Raw genomic sequence first — 15,049 nt, 5'->3', positions numbered from 1 at the left:
ATTGCGAGGAGCGCAGCGACGAAGCAATCCATCTTTCCGTTGCGCCGAACTATGGATTGCTTCGCTTCGCTCGCAATGACGTGGATGACACGCGATCCGTGCCACCAAGCATGCCCGGGCTTGACCCGGCCATCCACGTCTTGGTTGCGGCCCGAAAGGCAGTCGTGGATGCCCGGGTCAAGCCCGGGCACGACGAGGGAAGCGCACCTCACGCGTTGCCGCGATCCTCGCGGAACAAATCAAGCTTCTGCTGCACCGGGCGGTCGGAGAAGGAGAACAGCACGGAGTCGGTATCCGCCTCGTGGGTGACCCAGTGCCAGCTCGGCACCACGAACAGATCGCGCGGTCCCCATTCGAAGGTCTGGTCGCCGATGCGGGTGCGGCCCTTGCCTTCGATCGCGGCGAATACGGTCGCGTCGGTTGCGCGATAGCGCGCGGTCTTGAAGCCCTTCGGCAGGAGCTGGATAAAGGTGCCGATGGTCGGCATCGCGAAGTCGCCGGTCTCGGGGTTGGAGAATTTCAGCTTCAGGCCGTGGCAGGCATCCCATTCATCGCGTACCCTGGCCTTCTCCAGCGTCTCGCGGGTGTATTCATAGGGGTAGTTGAAGATCGGCGAGGTCTTCGACGCGCGCCTCTGATCGACCGGCAAGAGGTTGCGGCCGTAGCGCGCAAAGCTGTCGCCGGCAGGTTTGGAGATCTTCTGCTGGTCTTCCTTGGCGCCCTCTGCGAACGAGCAATCGAAGAACTGCACCATTGGGATGTCGAGCCCGTCGAGCCAGAACATCGGTTCATTGGTCTCGTTGGAGTGGTCGTGCCAGGTCATCGACGGCGTGATGACGAAGTCGCCCGGCGCCATCGCGGTGCGCTCGCCATCGACGGCGGTGTAAGCGCCCTTGCCCTCGAGCACGAAGCGCAGCGCCGACTGGGTGTGGCGATGGGCCGGCGCGACGTCGCCCGGCACCACCATCTGCACGCCGGCGAACAGCGAGGTCGTGATCCTGGACTGGCCGCGCAGGCCGGGATTTTCCAGCACCAGCACGCGGCGCTCGGCTTCCTTGGCCGTGATCAGCTTGCCGGCCTCGTTCATGTAGTCGCGGATATGGTCGAATTTCCACAGATGCGGGCGGCAGGCGCTCCGCGGTTCTGGCGTGACCAGATCGCCCAGCACGTTCCACAGCGCCGAGAGGTTTTCGCCGTCGATCTTCTTGTAGAACGCCTCGCGCTCAGGGGTCTTCTGCACGGCTTCCATGAATGGCCTCCCGTCATTATCGTTGAGATTGACAGCATACTGACAATATGGATAGCGTCAACGTCACCCAACAAGCCGAACGAGAAAATTGCAGGGAGGTTCCGATGAAGCTGCATGGCTATTTCCGCAGCAGCGCGTCCTACCGGGTCCGGATCGCGCTCAATCTGAAGGGCCTGAGGCCTGAGCACCTGCCGCACCACCTTCGCAAGGGCGAACAATGCGCGCCGAACTATCTCGCGATCAACCCGCAGGGGCTGGTGCCGACGCTGGAGAACGACGCCGGCGCGATCCTCACCCAGTCGCTTGCGATCATCGAGTGGCTGGACGAGACCCATCCCAACCCGCCGTTGCTGCCGCAGGATCCGCTGCGCCGTGCCAAGGTGCGTGCGTTTGCACAGGCGATCGCCTGCGACACCCATCCGGTGCAGAATTTGAAGGTGCTGGCGCGGCTGCGTCAGCTTGGTCTGCCCGAGGAGAAGGTGACGGAGTGGGCGGCCTGGGCCAATCGCGAGGGATTGTCGGCCTGCGAGATCCTGATCGCGGAGGAGGCGGGGCCGTTCTGCTTTGGCGATACGCCGACGCTCGCCGATCTCTGCCTGGTGCCGCAGCTCGCCAACGCACGGCGCTTCGGCGTCGATGTCGCGGCCTATCCGCGCCTGCTGAAGGCCGAAGCCGCAGCCAGGCAGGTGAAGGCATTCGCCGATGCCGCCCCGGACAAGCAGCCCGATGCCGAATAGCAAGTCATCATCCATCACGATGGACGCGGTCTACACCGCGCCCGGTTACCTGTTCCGGCGCATGCAGCAGATCGCGGTCGCGCTGTTCGTCGAGGAGTGCAAGGCATTCGACCTGACGCCGGTGCAATATGCGGCGCTGATCGCGATCTCGACCCATCCCGGCATCGACGCCACCCGGCTCTCCGCCGTGATCGCGTTCGACCGCTCCACGCTCGGCAGCGTGATCGAGCGGCTGGAGGCCAAGGAATTCATCGAACGCAAGCCGGCGGCCGAGGACAGGCGCGTCAAGCTGCTCTATCTGACGCGCTCGGGCGCGGCGGTGCTGCGCGACATCATGCCCTCGGTCGACAAGGCGCAGGCGCGGATGCTGCAGCCGTTGAAGCCGGCCGACCGCAAGACGCTGCTGGCGCTGCTGACCCAGCTCGTCGATCTCAACAACGAGGCCTCGCGCGTGCCGCTGCGCGCCGAGGACGCGCTCGAACATCTCGGAAAGCAGGGCTGATGGCAGAGACGAAACCGGTCCTGATCGCGGGCGGCGGCATCGGCGGCCTCGCGGTGGCGCTCGGGTTGGCGCAGAAGGGCATCCGCTCGATCCTGTTGGAAAAGGCCGCCGCGCTCGGCGAGATCGGCGCCGGCATCCAGCTCGGCCCGAACGCGTTCCACGCCTTCGACTATCTCGGGGTCGGCGAGGCCGCGCGCAACATGGCAGTCTATATCGATCAGCTCCGGCTGATGGATGCGCTCACCGCCGACGAGATCACCCATATCGACCTCGGTGATGCCTTCCGCACGCGGTTCGGCAACCCCTATGCGGTGGTACATCGCGGCGACCTGCATGGCGTGTTCCTGCGCGCCTGCCAGAACCACGCGCTGATCGAGCTGCGTGTCAGCAGCGAAGTGGTCGGCTACGAGCAGGACGGTTCATCCGTGACCGCGAAGCTCGGCAATGGCGACCGTGTCACCGGGCGGCTCCTGATCGGCGCCGACGGGCTGTGGTCGAACATCCGCAAGCAGGTCACCGCGGACGGTCCGCCCCGGGTCTCCGGCCACACCACCTATCGCTCTGTCATCCCGACCGAGCAGATGCCGGAGGATTTGCGCTGGAACGCGGCGACGCTGTGGGCCGGTCCGAAATGCCACATCGTGCATTACCCGCTGTCGGGCTGGAAGGTGTTCAACCTCGTCGTCACCTATCACAACGACGCGCCGGAGCCGGTCGCGGGCCAACCGGTGTCGGAAGCGGAGGTGATGAAGGGCTTTGTCCACGTCCATGAGCGCGCGCAAAACATCATCCGGCACGGCACCAACTGGAAGCTCTGGGTGCTCTGCGACCGCGATCCCACCGAGCGCTGGATCGACGGCCGTGTCGCGCTGCTCGGCGACGCCGCCCATCCGATGCTGCAATATTTCGCGCAAGGCGCCTGCCAGGCGATGGAGGATGCCGTCTGCCTGTCGCACATGCTGGCCAATCACGACGATCAGGCCGCCGCGCTCGAAGCCTATCGTATCAGGCGCTTCCCGCGCACCGCGCGGGTGCAGCTGATGTCGCGCGCGATCGGTGAGCACATCTATCACCCCGCAGGCGACCACGCCCGCATCCGCAACGCGATCATGAGCGCGAAGTCGCAGAACGAGTGGTGCGACGACATTGCGTGGCTGTATGGGGGAACGGGGCTGAAGGCCTGACCACGAGCGCCCGTGAGCGGAAGGCTGGAGCCGCAGGCGGACGCCGCAACGGGCACCGTGCTTGTGGTAACGCATATCGAGAGAGCACACCGTGCGACACCCCTCTCCCTAACCCTCTTTCGCTTGCGGGCAGGGCAATCGCATATGCCGGCTATGCTGCGCGTTCGATGCCTGTGGTTTGGTTGGTCTATCCGCAAACTCGTCATGCCCGGGCTTGTCCAGGCTTGTCCCGGGCATCCACGTCTTTGGTTCTCCATGTGAAGCAAGACGTAGATGGCCGGGACAAGCCCGGCCATGACGACGTGGAAACGTCAGCCCCGGAGCCCGCCGATGTCATATGCGATTGCCCTGCTCTTGCGGCGAAGGAACCCGTCCGCCGGTGCCTCACGGGCCAATCACTGATTTGCCCGGACATGGCAAGCCCTCGCAGCAAAAATATTTCTGTTTTCCAGAATCGAAACTCAGTATATGAATGGCCCGTCTCACCCGCCTGAGGGGCGCTTCGCGATCGTCACGAGTGTTGGGTTGGGATGCGGTGGACGCCGAAGTCACGGCTGACGAGCGTGGCAGATAGCGGACGGTGAAGTCGTGCAGGCCTGACGCCCTAGTGGCAGGTGTCTCCTTGCAAAGCGCGAAGCGCTTTTGCAAAGACGGTGACAACAAAGCCCAGTCTCGCCGGGGAGAGCACGTATAAGCCGTAAACCATCGCGCAGGGAAAGCCGGAGTGTTTTCCGGTTTCACCTGTGGTCCTACCTCCCGAGCTTTCCATTTGCTCGGGACCCATGGGTGCGATCGGCACCCGGCTTTCCCTGCGCCCTCTGCTCAAGAGAGCGCGAAACGAAGTGCAAAGCTCGGACGATTTGCGTCGCGAGAACGCGGATGTATGACTCACAAATCGCGCAACACACTTGCCGTCGTCCCGGCCTTCGCCGGGACGACGGCGGTGGGTCTGGCGCGACATCGGCTTACGGCTCTCGCCCGAACGACATCAGCGTAAGCGTCATCCGCCGCTGCACGGCGGAACGGTGGATTACGCCTTCGGCCAATCCACCCCAGTGTGTGCCCGACCTGTCAGCTCACGTCAGCGGTCAAGCTGCGCTTCTCTCGTGATCTTCCAAGGATCGATGCTGCTCGGCCTTCCAGGCGTCGAGGTCTCCAGGCAGCAGCTCGGGTTCGCGTTCAGCGTCCTTCCTTGGGCTGACGGCCAGGCCAATGAGTCCAACCACTACGAGAAGGGTTCCGGCAATGATCAACCAGTGCGGCAATTCCAACAATGGCATGGCGATACCCTGCTGCCGTTGATGAATGAGCGCGTACGAGTATCAGCGTACGCCCGGTGGCCGCCTACTGCCATAACCCATAATGGTTAACGCCGATGCTGCTTGCCCCGCCGGCAAGACGATGAAGGGTGCGGTCAGCGGTCTACGCCACCAGCGCGATCTTCGGCACGCTGGCGAGCACCGACTGGTTGCGGCCGTTGGCCTTGGCGGCATAGAGCGCCTTGTCGGCGGCTTCGACCAGGTCCGACCATTGCTGACCCGCGGTTGGCCTCATGCTGGCGACACCGATGCTGACCGTCGTGATGATCTCGCCCTCGCACCATTGCTGGACCTTGATGCGGATAGTCTCGGCGACCTTGAACGCCTCGATCGCGTCGGCGCCGGGGAGCAGCACCGCGAATTCCTCGCCGCCGAACCGCGTGGCGCATTCGCCGGCGCGGCGCACCGCGTCCGAAATGCAGATCGCGATGCCGACCAGCACCTGGTCGCCGGCCTGGTGTCCATAAGTGTCGTTGTAGGCCTTGAAATGATCGGCATCGATCATCAGCAGCGCGATCGGGGCGCCTTGCCGGGTCGCGCGGCGCCACTCATATTCGATCTCGGCATCGAACTTGCGCCGGTTTCTCAACCCGGTGAGTGCGTCGGTCGTCGCCAGCTCCTCGAGCCGGTCCTCGGCATCGGCGCGGCGGCCGATCTCGCGGGCAAGGAACAGCGCCGTCGAGACCACGAACACGATCAGCGCCGCCATGATGGCGCCGATCCGGACCGCCTCGGTCCGCCAGAGGTTGAGTATGCGCTCCAGCGGCTTGCCGACCACGACGTGGAGCGGGCTCGCGCCGGCGCGCCTGACGTAGAGCCGCGGCGTCGCGTCGATCGGACCCTTGCCGGCAAACCAGTCGCCTTCCTTCAGGTTCTCGCGCTTCCAGTGCGCATGGTCCGGCAGGGTCTTGCCGATGACGTCGAGGTCAAAGGGCGTGCGCATGATGATCGTGCGATCGTTGCGCAGCACGGTGATAGTGTCACCGGGCGCGAGGTTCAGCCGCCCGAACAGATCGTGGAAATAGCTGAAGCGGACCGACCCGACGACTACACCGAGGAACCGGCCGCCCGCGCCGGTGATGCGCCGGCTCAGCACGATGGCATAGGCGCCGCGATACAGCATCGGGCGGCTGATGAACAGGCCGAGGTCGGGATGGTCGCGATGAACAGTGAAATACTCTTCGTCGCTGCGGTTCTCCGGCTGCGGATCGAGGCTCGCGGCGTCGATGGTCAGGTTGCCGTCGGCATCGAACACCTGGATCGCGCCGAAATGCTTCGCGCTCGTGGCGTGGTCGAACAGGATGAGGTGACGGACTTCCCTGCTGACGTTGCGGATCTCCGGCATCTCCAGATTGTCGGCGACCGCGCGCAGCGACAGATCGTACAGCTCGATGTTGCGGCTGATGTCGGCATCGATGCCTGAGGCGAGGTTCTCCAGCGTCTGGCGGGCCAGTTCCTCCTCGCCGCGCCGCATGTCTAGCATCACGCTGGCGCAGATTGCAGAGAAGCCGATGACGGTCGCAACCGACGAGGCGATCAGCAGCTTTGCCGATAGCCGCCAACGCCGCCTTGCGTCTCGTCCCCGTCGAAATGACATGTTCCGCTCCAAAGCGCCGTCATGCCTCCGGAAATCTTGTTGTCGCCTTAAATGGCGACAACGCCCGCCGAATGAGTTAACGGGTGGTTGCCGGAACTTCAGATCTTGTCATCGAGGACCCTGTGAACGACTACGACGCGCTGCGGGATTACCTGAAAAGGCAGCGTCTCCCCGAGTTCGTGCTGACCTTCGACGAGATCGAGGCGATCATCGATGCGTCGCTGCCGCGCGCCGCGCAGCGCGCGTCGTGGTGGGACAGCTTGCGCAGTCCGCAGGAGAAGATGCCGCAGCGCGAGGCCTGTCTCGACGGCGGCTACATCGCCACGCGCCAGGCCGACGGCAAGAGCGTCAGGTTCAAGCGAATGCCGAAAGGCGCGAGAGGGGCAACACCCTAGGTCGTCATCGCCCGCGAGTGCGGGCGATCCAGTATTCCAGAGCCGTCACAGCAATACGGGTACCGCGCGGCGTACTGGATACTCCGCTTTCGCGGAGTATGACGTCCGGAGCTGAGGCGACGGGCTGCCTTCGCGGGAGCCTAGCTCGCGGCTTCAAGCCGCTCCTCGGTCAGCAGCCGCGTCGCCGCGTCGGCATCCATCGGCTCGCCGAAGGCGAAGCCTTGCGCGTATTCGCTGCCGAGCTGGTAGAGCTCGACCGCATCCGAATCCGTCTCGGCGCCTTCGGCCACCACTTCCATGCCGAGATCGTGCGCCAGTGCGATGATAGATTTCAGGATCACCGGGCGGGTGCCGCGGCTGGTGGTGCGGACGAAGGACTGGTCGATCTTGATGGTGTCGAACGGGAAGCGTTGCAGATAGGACAGCGAGGAGTGGCCGGTGCCGAAATCGTCCAGCGACAGCCCGGTGCCGAGCTCGCGGATCCGCGCCAGCATCTGGGCTGCGTGCTCCGGGTTCTCCATGACCAGCGATTCCGTCAATTCGAGCTTGAGCGTGCCGCGCGCCACGGTGGAGCGCGACAGCACCGTGCGGATGTCGTGGATCAGGTCGTGGCGCAGCAACTGCCGCGAGGAGACGTTGACGGAGGCGAAGATCGGCTCGCGGGCGCGCATCGCACGCTGCCACACGGTGAGCTGGCGGGCGGTCTGATCCATCACGAACATGCCGAGATCGACGATCAGGCCGATCTCCTCGGCGACGCTGATGAATTCCGACGGCGACATCCGGCCGAGCTTGGGATGGTCCCAGCGCGCCAGCGCCTCGAAGCCCGCGATCGAGCGATCCTCCAGCCGCACGATCGGCTGGTACAGGATTGTGATCTCTTGGCGCTCGATAGCGCGGCGCAGGTCGCTCTCCAGCGTCAGGCGGTCGGTCTTCCGCGCGCGCATCGCCGGCTTGTAGACGTCGATGCGGTCGCCGCCGATGCGCTTGGAGTGATACATCGCAAGCTCGGCGTCCTTGATGATCTCGTCGGTGAGCGGCGCCTGCGGATCGGACAGTGCAAGGCCGATCGAGGCGGTCAGGAAGATCTCGCGGTCGTTGAACGCGATCGGCGCGCGGATGGTCTTGCGGATGGTCTCGGCGAAATTGGTGATCCGCGCCGGGTCCTGCTCGGACAGCAGGATCAGGCCGAACTGGTCGCCGGTGAGCCGCGCCAGCGTGTCCTGCGGCTTGAGGATGCGGGTGAGACGCCGCGCCAGCGTGAGCAGGATGGAATCGCCGACCGCGATGCCGACGGAGTCGTTGACCTGCTTGAAGCGGTCGAGGTCGATCACCATCAGCGTCGGCCGCAGGTTCGGCATGGTCTTGGCGAGGTTCGCCACCGCGCCGAGCCGGTCCATGAACAGCTTGCGGTTCGGCAGGCCGGTCAAATTGTCGTGCACGGAGTCATGCAGCATCCGCTCTTCCGAGTTCTTGAACTCGGTGACGTCGGTGAGCGTGCCGACCACCCGCGAGACCTCGCCGTCGGAGCCAACCACGGGCCGCGCCTTCAGCGCGAACCACATGAAATGACCGTCGGGCGTGCGAAGGCGGAAATCCTGCATCAGGCGGCCGCGGCGCTGGTCGAGCACGCTGTCGAGCGCGGCACGGAAGCGGTCCTGGTCGAGCGGATGCAGCACTTCCAGCCATTTCGCCGCTGGGCCTTCGAGCGTGCCGCGCTTCAGGCCGAGCAGGGCTTCGGTCTCGGGGCTGGTGAACACCTTGTCGGCCGACACATCCCAGTCCCAGATCAGATCGCCCGAGCCGGTCAGCGCGAGCGCGCGGCGCTCGACGTCGGAGACGACGCCGGTGGTGGCGCCGCCGCCGGCGAAGGCGTGCTGCATGACCGTGAATCCGATCAGCATCACGATCAGCACGAGGCCGCCGAGCAAAGCAGGGCCGACGATGTCGTTGGTCACCGAGCCCGCCACCGTCATGCCGGCCGCGATCACCCAGACCACCAGCAGGAACCAGGTCGGGATCAGCAGCACTGCGCGGTCGAAGCCGTGGGTCGAGAGATAGACGATCAGGGCAAAGCCGGCGAAGGCGATCATCACGAGCGACATACGCGCGATGCCGGAGGCGACCGCCGGATCGAACAGCGCCAGCGCCACCAGCGAGCCGAGGAAGGCGAGCCAGCCGATCGTGATGTGCGAATAGCGCACATGCCATCGACTGAGATTCAGATAGGCGAACAGGAACACGAGCAGCGTCGCCGCGAGGATCGCCTCGCCCGCCGCGCGCCAGACACGCTCGGCGTTGTTCGACATGTCGAGCACCTTGCCCCAGAAGCCGAAGTCGACGCCGATATAGACCAGCACCGCCCAGGCCAGCGCCGCGGCGGCCGGGAACATGATGCTGCCCTTGACCACAAACAAGATCGTGAGCACGAGGGCCAGGAGGCCGGAGATGCCGATCACGATGCCCTGGTAGAGCGTGAAGGAGTTGACCTTGTCCTTGTAGGCTTCGGGTTCCCAAAGGTAGAGCTGCGGCAGCTTGTCGGTGCGCAGCTCCGCGACATAGGTGACGACCGCGCCGGGATCGAGCGTGATGCGGAACACGTCGGCGGTGGGACTCTCCTGCCGCTCGGGACGATCACCGACCGAGGGCGTGATCGTGGCGATGCGGGACAGGCCGAGATCGGGCCACAACAGGCCGGACGATACGATGCGATAATGCGGCGCGACGATCAGGCGGTCGAGCTGGTCATCCGTGTTGTTGGCGAGCGCGAACACCACCCAGTTCGTCCCACCTTCGCGGGCGCGGACCTCGATGCGACGCACGATGCCGTCGGTTCCGGGCGCCGTGGAGACCTGAATGCGATCGGTCTCGCTGCGCTGATGGTCAAGCACGCCGGTGAGGTCGATGGCTGGCGCGTCGCTGCGGACGCTGACGGCGTCGAGCGCATACGCGGCGGGCGCAGCGGCAAACATCATGAGACCCAGCGCCAAGAGCGCAAGGCACCTGATCAGACGCAATGTCAGTACTCCGCGATCGACAAACGGCCCGAGCCTGACGACCGGCCCGGGGGTGGCGGGATAGATGCCATGAAAGCGAAGGGAATCAAAGGGTTTCCACCCCTGCTTCCGTTGCGATCGTTAAACGGCCAACACAATTTTGCCAATATGTTGGCTGGTCTCCATCCGCCGATGTGCGTCGGCGGCCTTTTCCAGCGGGAAGCTGCTGTCCATCAGCGGCTTGATGCGGCCTTCGCGCAGCAACGGCATCACTTTCGCCTCGATCGCCGCGACCATCGCCGCCTTGTCCGCATTACTACGGGGACGCAAGGTCGAACCGGTGTGATGCAGCCGCTTGACCATCAGCTTGGCAAAATTGGCCGTTGCCTTCGGTGTTCCCGACAGGAACGCGATCTGGACGATGCGGCCTTCGACGGCGGCGGCCTCGTAGTTCCGATCGATGTAATCGCCACCCACCATGTCGAGGATGACATTGGCGCCGGTGCCGCCGGTGATCTTCTTCACTGCGTCGACGAAATCCTCTGTCCTGTAGTTCACGGCATGATTGGCGCCGAGCTTGCGGCAGGCATCCGCCTTGTCCTCCGAGCCGACGGTGACGATCACCTTGGCGCCGAACGCTTTCGCAAGCTGGATCGCCATCGTGCCGATACCAGACGAGCCGCCGTGGATCAGAAGCGTCTCGCCGGCCTGCAGCGCGCCGCGCTCGAACACATTGTGCCAGACCGTCATCAGCGTTTCCGGAAGCGCGCCGGCCTCCTGCATCGACAGCGCGGGCGGCACGGTCATCGCCTGTCCGTCCTGCGCGATGCAATATTGCGCGTAGCCACCGCCGGCGACGAGCGACATCACCTTGTCGCCGATCTTGTGCCGCGTCGCGCCTTCGCCGAGCGCCACCACTTCGCCCGCGATCTCCAGACCGGGCAGGTCGCTCGCGCCGGGCGGCGGCGGATAGGAGCCGGAGCGCTGCGCGACGTCGGGACGATTGACGCCGGCCGCCTCGACCTTGACCAGGATTTCGCCCGGGCCCGGAACCGGTACTGCGCGGGTTTCCGGCAACAGCACCTCCGGGCCACCCGGCTTGCTGATGGCGACGACGGTCATTTGCGCGGGCAGCTTGGGCATGGTTCGTCCTTGGTCAGTGAAGGGGATCGGCGGATGGCATATCGCCTTTTCCGCCGGAGTGGAACGCCGTCAAGCCCCGAACCGTGTCACAAGATGGTTGGCCTTCTCGGGCGTTATTTTTTCAACCAGCGGGCCAAGTCTGGCGACCGGCGTGCTCGCGTCCCCGTCGAGCAGCGATGCGAGTGGGCCATTGGGCCAGCGCGGAACGGCATCGTCGCGGCCGAACGCGTGCAGCACGCGTTCGGCGAGGTGAGGCACGACGCTCCACGCCAGTATTGCGCAGACGGCGACCAGGTTGAGGCCCGTTCGCGTCACGACGGCCGCGCGAACGGAATCGGACTTGATGGCGGCCCATGGTGCTGCGTGCTGCACGTAGGCATTCGCTCTGTCCCAGATCGCGCGGGTCGCGGCGGCAGCGGCACGAAATTCCAGCGCCGTGTGGTGACGACCGAGTGCTGCGATGCGCTGATCCAACTCGTCGGCGAGCCGCCGCTCGGCGTCACCAGGCGCGCCGCCGTCGGGAATGCGGCCGTCGAAGGCACGATGGGCGAAGCTGATGATGCGGTTGACGAGATTGCCGAAGATGTCGGCGAGATCCTTGTTCACATCGACCACGAACTTCGCGACGCTGAAATCGCTGTCGGCGCTTTCGGGTGCGTTTGCGATCAGGCACCAGCGCCAGAGTTCGGCGGGCGTGCCGTGCTCGTCGGTCGCGCAGATGAAGAGAACGGCGCAGCCTGTCTGCCGTCTGAAACGGGCGTGGAGATCGGCGGGCAGCAGCGAGCCGATCAAATTGCCGAGATGCTTGACGCCGTTCACATAGGGCAGCGCGCTGGTGATGAGAATCTTGCTCAGGGGGTGCAGTCTTTCGCGTTTGACGATGCCGACCTGCTGCAAATCAAAAAGCCCTCCCGCATGATCGGAAGGGCTTGGGGTCGGCTCATGCCTCGCGCGCGGACGCGCGCTATCCTGTCCGGTCAGACTCCCTGCGGTCGGGCCGGGGCATTCGCGTCTGCTGTTGCGCGCGTGCGAAAGTCACTGCAACATTCTCCTTCGCACTGCGAGGGTATCATTTCAGGGTGCCGAACGCCAGATTGGTGGGATCCAGAGCATGATCTGGAAAAGTGGAAGCCGGTTTTCCGAAGAGATCATGCTCAAACAACGAGAATAGATCATGACTGCCGGGAGGACACATGCCGACTGAGGACGACGACCGGCCGCGGAAGAAAATCACACACGAGATCGGACAGGATCTCTCACTGTTGTCGGTCGAGGAATTGACCGAGCGGATCGCGCTGCTCAACGCCGAGGTCGAACGCCTGAAGGAGGCGATGACGAAGAAGCGCGCATCGAAGGATGCCGCCAACGCATTCTTCAAGTCGTAGCACGTCGCTTCAAGCCGTAGCGCCTTGCGCCATCGTCCCGGGCGCACCCGGGAACCCAGAGCACTGTCGCCCCTGCGGACAGCGCGCTGCTGCGCGCCTGTCTCAAACTAGGTCACTGGCCGACATGGCAAACAAAGCCTGAAGAAAATCGTTCATTTACGATCGATTAAGCTTTCTCGATTATGACTGCATCGTCCTCGTTTGGACACCGAGTGGCTCCTGTCCACTCTGTTTGACGCCTCCCTGTTATCAACTTCAAAAGCCGCCGGAAACGGCGGCTCTTTTTTGTGCCTCCCACCGGCCGGAAACCATAAATCCGGTTGCGGCTGGACTCTTCGCCGCGCCCGCGCAATGATTTGTTCATCATAAAGCCGGCGCGACAGACGCCGGCGGACGTTACGGTGGTGTGAGGGCGTTAACCATGGCGGATCGTTCGCAGGGCGAATCCGGGCTTGTGCTGTTCAGTGAGCGGCTGACCAATTCTGCAGCATTCGGCGTGCTGTTCCGGGAAGGCATGGACCTGGTCGAGCAGACCGCCGCCTATCTCGACGGCGACGGCCGCGCCGAGGCCAAGGCGCTCGAGCGTTCCGTCAGCCTGACCTATGCCACCGAAAGCATGCGCCTCACCACCCGCCTGATGCAGCTCGCATCGTGGCTGTTGCTGCATCGCGCGGTCAAGGAAGGCGAGATGACGCTGACCCAGGCGAATCGCGAGAAGACCAAGGTCAAGCTCTCGGCCGCCGATCCTGGCCCGGCCGACATGATCGCGAAGCTGCCGCAGCAATTGCAGGACCTGATCGCACGCTCGATGGACCTGCAGGCGCGCGTCCGCCGGCTCGACACCACGATCCACGCGCCGGCGGCCTTCGATCGTTCCGCGATCGGCAACCCGCTGGTGCCGCAGCTCAACCGCCTCAAGGCCGCGTTCGAGCAGTAAGGTCGGCGCGAAGCATCATCACGATGCGCGGCGCGGTTGGGTGCGCCGCTGCGATCCGTCCCGATCCATCACGCGTCGCAAGCGTACCGCGGCTGCCTCCAACTCCTCCGGCGCGAATCCGCCGAAGCCGAGCATGAGACCGGGTCGCGGCGCGACCCGGTACATCGGTGAAATCGGCCGCACGACGATGCCGTCGGCGAGTGCCGCCTTCGCCAGGTGCACGTCGTCAGCGCCCTGCGGCAGCCACAACAGCAGATGCATGCCCTGATCGCTCGGCTGCAGCGTGACGTTGCGCGGCATGTGGTGGTCGAGCGCCGCGATCAGCGTGGCGCGACGTGCGGCGTAGACACCGCGGATGCGCCTGATATGCGCTTCGAACAGGCCCTCCCGCATATAGGCTGCCAGCACGTGCTGGTCGCCGGTCGGCGAATGCCGGTCGAGCAGCGCCCGCGCGCCGGCGAAGGCATCGACCAGCGGCGCGGGCGCGACGACGTAGCCGAGCCGCAGCGAGGGGAAGAGCACCTTGCTCAGCGTGCCCAGATAGATCACGCGCGACGGGTCCAGCCCTTGCAGCGACGGGAAGGGATGGCCGGCATAGCGCAACTCGCTGTCATAGTCGTCCTCGACGATCCAGGCATCCTGGCGTTGCGCCCATGCCAGCAGCGCGTTGCGGCGCGCCATGCTCATCGGCATGCCCAGCGGATATTGATGCGACGGCGTGACGAAGGCGGCGCGCGCCTTGGGACGCGCGGCGAGGCCGGCATCGACATCGATGCCCTGCGCGTCGACCGGCACGCGCGTCGTGACGAGATCGAGATCGTCGAGCACGGCTGTCATGCCGGGATAGGCGGGGTCCTCGGCCCAGACATGATCGCCGCGCGACAGCAGCACGCGGCCGGCGAGGTAAAGGCCCTGCTGCGTGCCGGCGGTGATCACGACCTGCTCGGCTTCGCAATGCACGGCGCGCGATGTCCGGACATAATCGGCAATCGCGTGCCGCAACTCCATCACGCCGCGCGGATCGCCATAGCTGGCCGGTGCCGCCGCGCGCGATGCCCGCACCCGATTGCCGAGCCGCCGCCAATTGGCATCGGGCGCCACGCTGCCTCCGGGAACGGCGATCGCAAACGGCATCTCCGGCATCGGCGTAAAGGCCGCGGCAACCTCGGCAAGCCGCCGCGCGCGCGGCGGCAACTGGATCGGCGGTGCCTTCAGATCGCGTTCGATTCGCGCGCGGACCGGGCGAGGCGGGTCGACCAGCGTCGCCGCGACGCGGGTGCCCGCGCCGACGCGCGATTCCAGGTAGCCTTCGGCCTGCAACTGCTCGAACGCCTCGACGACCGTGCCGCGCGCGACACGAAGCGAAGTTGCGAGCGCGCGCGTCGAGGGCAGCAACTCGCCCGCCTTCAGTTCACCCTTGGCGATGGCCGCGCGCAACGCCTGGGCGATCTGGCGTCCGACCTGCCCCGCGGCGCGGTCGACCGCGCCGAGCGAGGGAATGCTGATGGTGGCGCGCGGGCGCGGCATAGTGGTTCAGTCAATATGATCGAGAATGGTCCTTATCATAGACCACTCTGGGGCTATTGTGCGAGCCGATAGCTGATG

Annotated in this window: 13 protein-coding genes; 6 read left to right on the top strand and 7 right to left on the bottom strand. The window is 65.1% G+C overall.

The features are described 5' to 3' along the window. Positions 1-208: 208 nt before the first annotated feature. Complete coding sequence (gene gtdA / locus MTX19_RS37725; protein ID WP_280981691.1) at positions 209-1,249, bottom strand: gentisate 1,2-dioxygenase; 1,041 nt, start codon at positions 1,247-1,249, stop codon at positions 209-211. Positions 1,250-1,353: 104 nt separating this feature from the next. Here gtdA and maiA point away from each other — a divergent pair, with 104 nt between their 5' ends. Genes maiA through MTX19_RS37710 form a run of 3 tightly spaced genes read left to right on the top strand, consistent with a single transcriptional unit; the run spans position 1,354 to position 3,672 of the window. Then, on the top strand, positions 1,354-1,986 hold the full coding sequence (gene maiA, locus MTX19_RS37720; RefSeq protein WP_280981690.1) for a maleylacetoacetate isomerase: 633 nt from the start codon (positions 1,354-1,356) through the stop codon (positions 1,984-1,986). Further along, positions 1,976-2,488, top strand: coding sequence for a MarR family transcriptional regulator (locus tag MTX19_RS37715; protein ID WP_280981689.1), 513 nt, complete (start codon positions 1,976-1,978; stop codon positions 2,486-2,488). The genes maiA and MTX19_RS37715 overlap by 11 nt, the downstream gene beginning before the upstream one ends. Then, complete coding sequence (locus tag MTX19_RS37710) at positions 2,488-3,672, top strand: 3-hydroxybenzoate 6-monooxygenase (RefSeq protein ID WP_280981688.1); 1,185 nt, start codon at positions 2,488-2,490, stop codon at positions 3,670-3,672. The genes MTX19_RS37715 and MTX19_RS37710 overlap by 1 nt, the downstream gene beginning before the upstream one ends. A gap of 1,088 nt (positions 3,673-4,760) precedes the next feature. On the opposite strand, the gene MTX19_RS37705 is transcribed toward MTX19_RS37710, so the two are convergent. Both MTX19_RS37705 and MTX19_RS37700 read right to left on the bottom strand, forming a co-directional pair. Next, a complete protein-coding gene (locus MTX19_RS37705; RefSeq protein ID WP_280975277.1) occupies positions 4,761-4,952 on the bottom strand; it encodes a hypothetical protein in 192 nt (63 codons plus the stop codon). Between the two features lie 142 nt (positions 4,953-5,094). Beyond that, on the bottom strand, positions 5,095-6,588 hold the full coding sequence (locus tag MTX19_RS37700) for a sensor domain-containing diguanylate cyclase (protein ID WP_280981687.1): 1,494 nt from the start codon (positions 6,586-6,588) through the stop codon (positions 5,095-5,097). 122 nt (positions 6,589-6,710) lie between these two features. On the opposite strand from MTX19_RS37700, the gene MTX19_RS37695 reads away from it, so the two are divergent. Then, a complete protein-coding gene (locus MTX19_RS37695; protein ID WP_280981686.1) occupies positions 6,711-6,983 on the top strand; it encodes a hypothetical protein in 273 nt (90 codons plus the stop codon). A gap of 140 nt (positions 6,984-7,123) precedes the next feature. On the opposite strand, the gene MTX19_RS37690 is transcribed toward MTX19_RS37695, so the two are convergent. The 3 genes from MTX19_RS37690 to MTX19_RS37680 all read right to left on the bottom strand — a co-directional run bounded on the left by MTX19_RS37690 (position 7,124) and on the right by MTX19_RS37680 (position 12,019). After that, the gene (locus MTX19_RS37690; protein ID WP_280985749.1) at positions 7,124-10,000 is read right to left on the bottom strand and encodes an EAL domain-containing protein; all 2,877 of its coding nucleotides are present in this window, start codon (positions 9,998-10,000) and stop codon (positions 7,124-7,126) included. A 120-nt stretch (positions 10,001-10,120) separates the two neighbouring features. Further along, positions 10,121-11,122 carry an NAD(P)H-quinone oxidoreductase gene (locus tag MTX19_RS37685; protein WP_280981685.1) on the bottom strand — a complete coding sequence of 334 codons (1,002 nt, stop codon included), beginning with the start codon at positions 11,120-11,122 and terminating at the stop codon, positions 10,121-10,123. Positions 11,123-11,191: 69 nt separating this feature from the next. Further along, a complete protein-coding gene (locus MTX19_RS37680) occupies positions 11,192-12,019 on the bottom strand; it encodes a class I tRNA ligase family protein (RefSeq protein WP_280981684.1) in 828 nt (275 codons plus the stop codon). 296 nt (positions 12,020-12,315) lie between these two features. Between MTX19_RS37680 and MTX19_RS37675 the strand changes: the two genes are divergently transcribed. Further along, positions 12,316-12,507 (top strand): DUF1192 domain-containing protein, encoded by a 192-nt coding sequence (locus MTX19_RS37675; protein WP_280981683.1) that lies wholly within the window; start codon positions 12,316-12,318, stop codon positions 12,505-12,507. A gap of 421 nt (positions 12,508-12,928) precedes the next feature. Further along, on the top strand, positions 12,929-13,444 hold the full coding sequence (locus MTX19_RS37670) for a DUF1465 family protein (protein WP_280981682.1): 516 nt from the start codon (positions 12,929-12,931) through the stop codon (positions 13,442-13,444). Positions 13,445-13,462: 18 nt separating this feature from the next. On the opposite strand, the gene MTX19_RS37665 is transcribed toward MTX19_RS37670, so the two are convergent. Continuing rightward, positions 13,463-14,971 (bottom strand): PLP-dependent aminotransferase family protein, encoded by a 1,509-nt coding sequence (locus MTX19_RS37665; protein WP_280985748.1) that lies wholly within the window; start codon positions 14,969-14,971, stop codon positions 13,463-13,465. Positions 14,972-15,049 lie beyond the last annotated feature (78 nt).

The sequence above is a fragment of the Bradyrhizobium sp. ISRA464 genome, from assembly GCF_029910095.1.
Lineage (GTDB): Bacteria > Pseudomonadota > Alphaproteobacteria > Rhizobiales > Xanthobacteraceae > Bradyrhizobium.
This window is presented reverse-complemented; position numbering and strand designations above follow the sequence as displayed.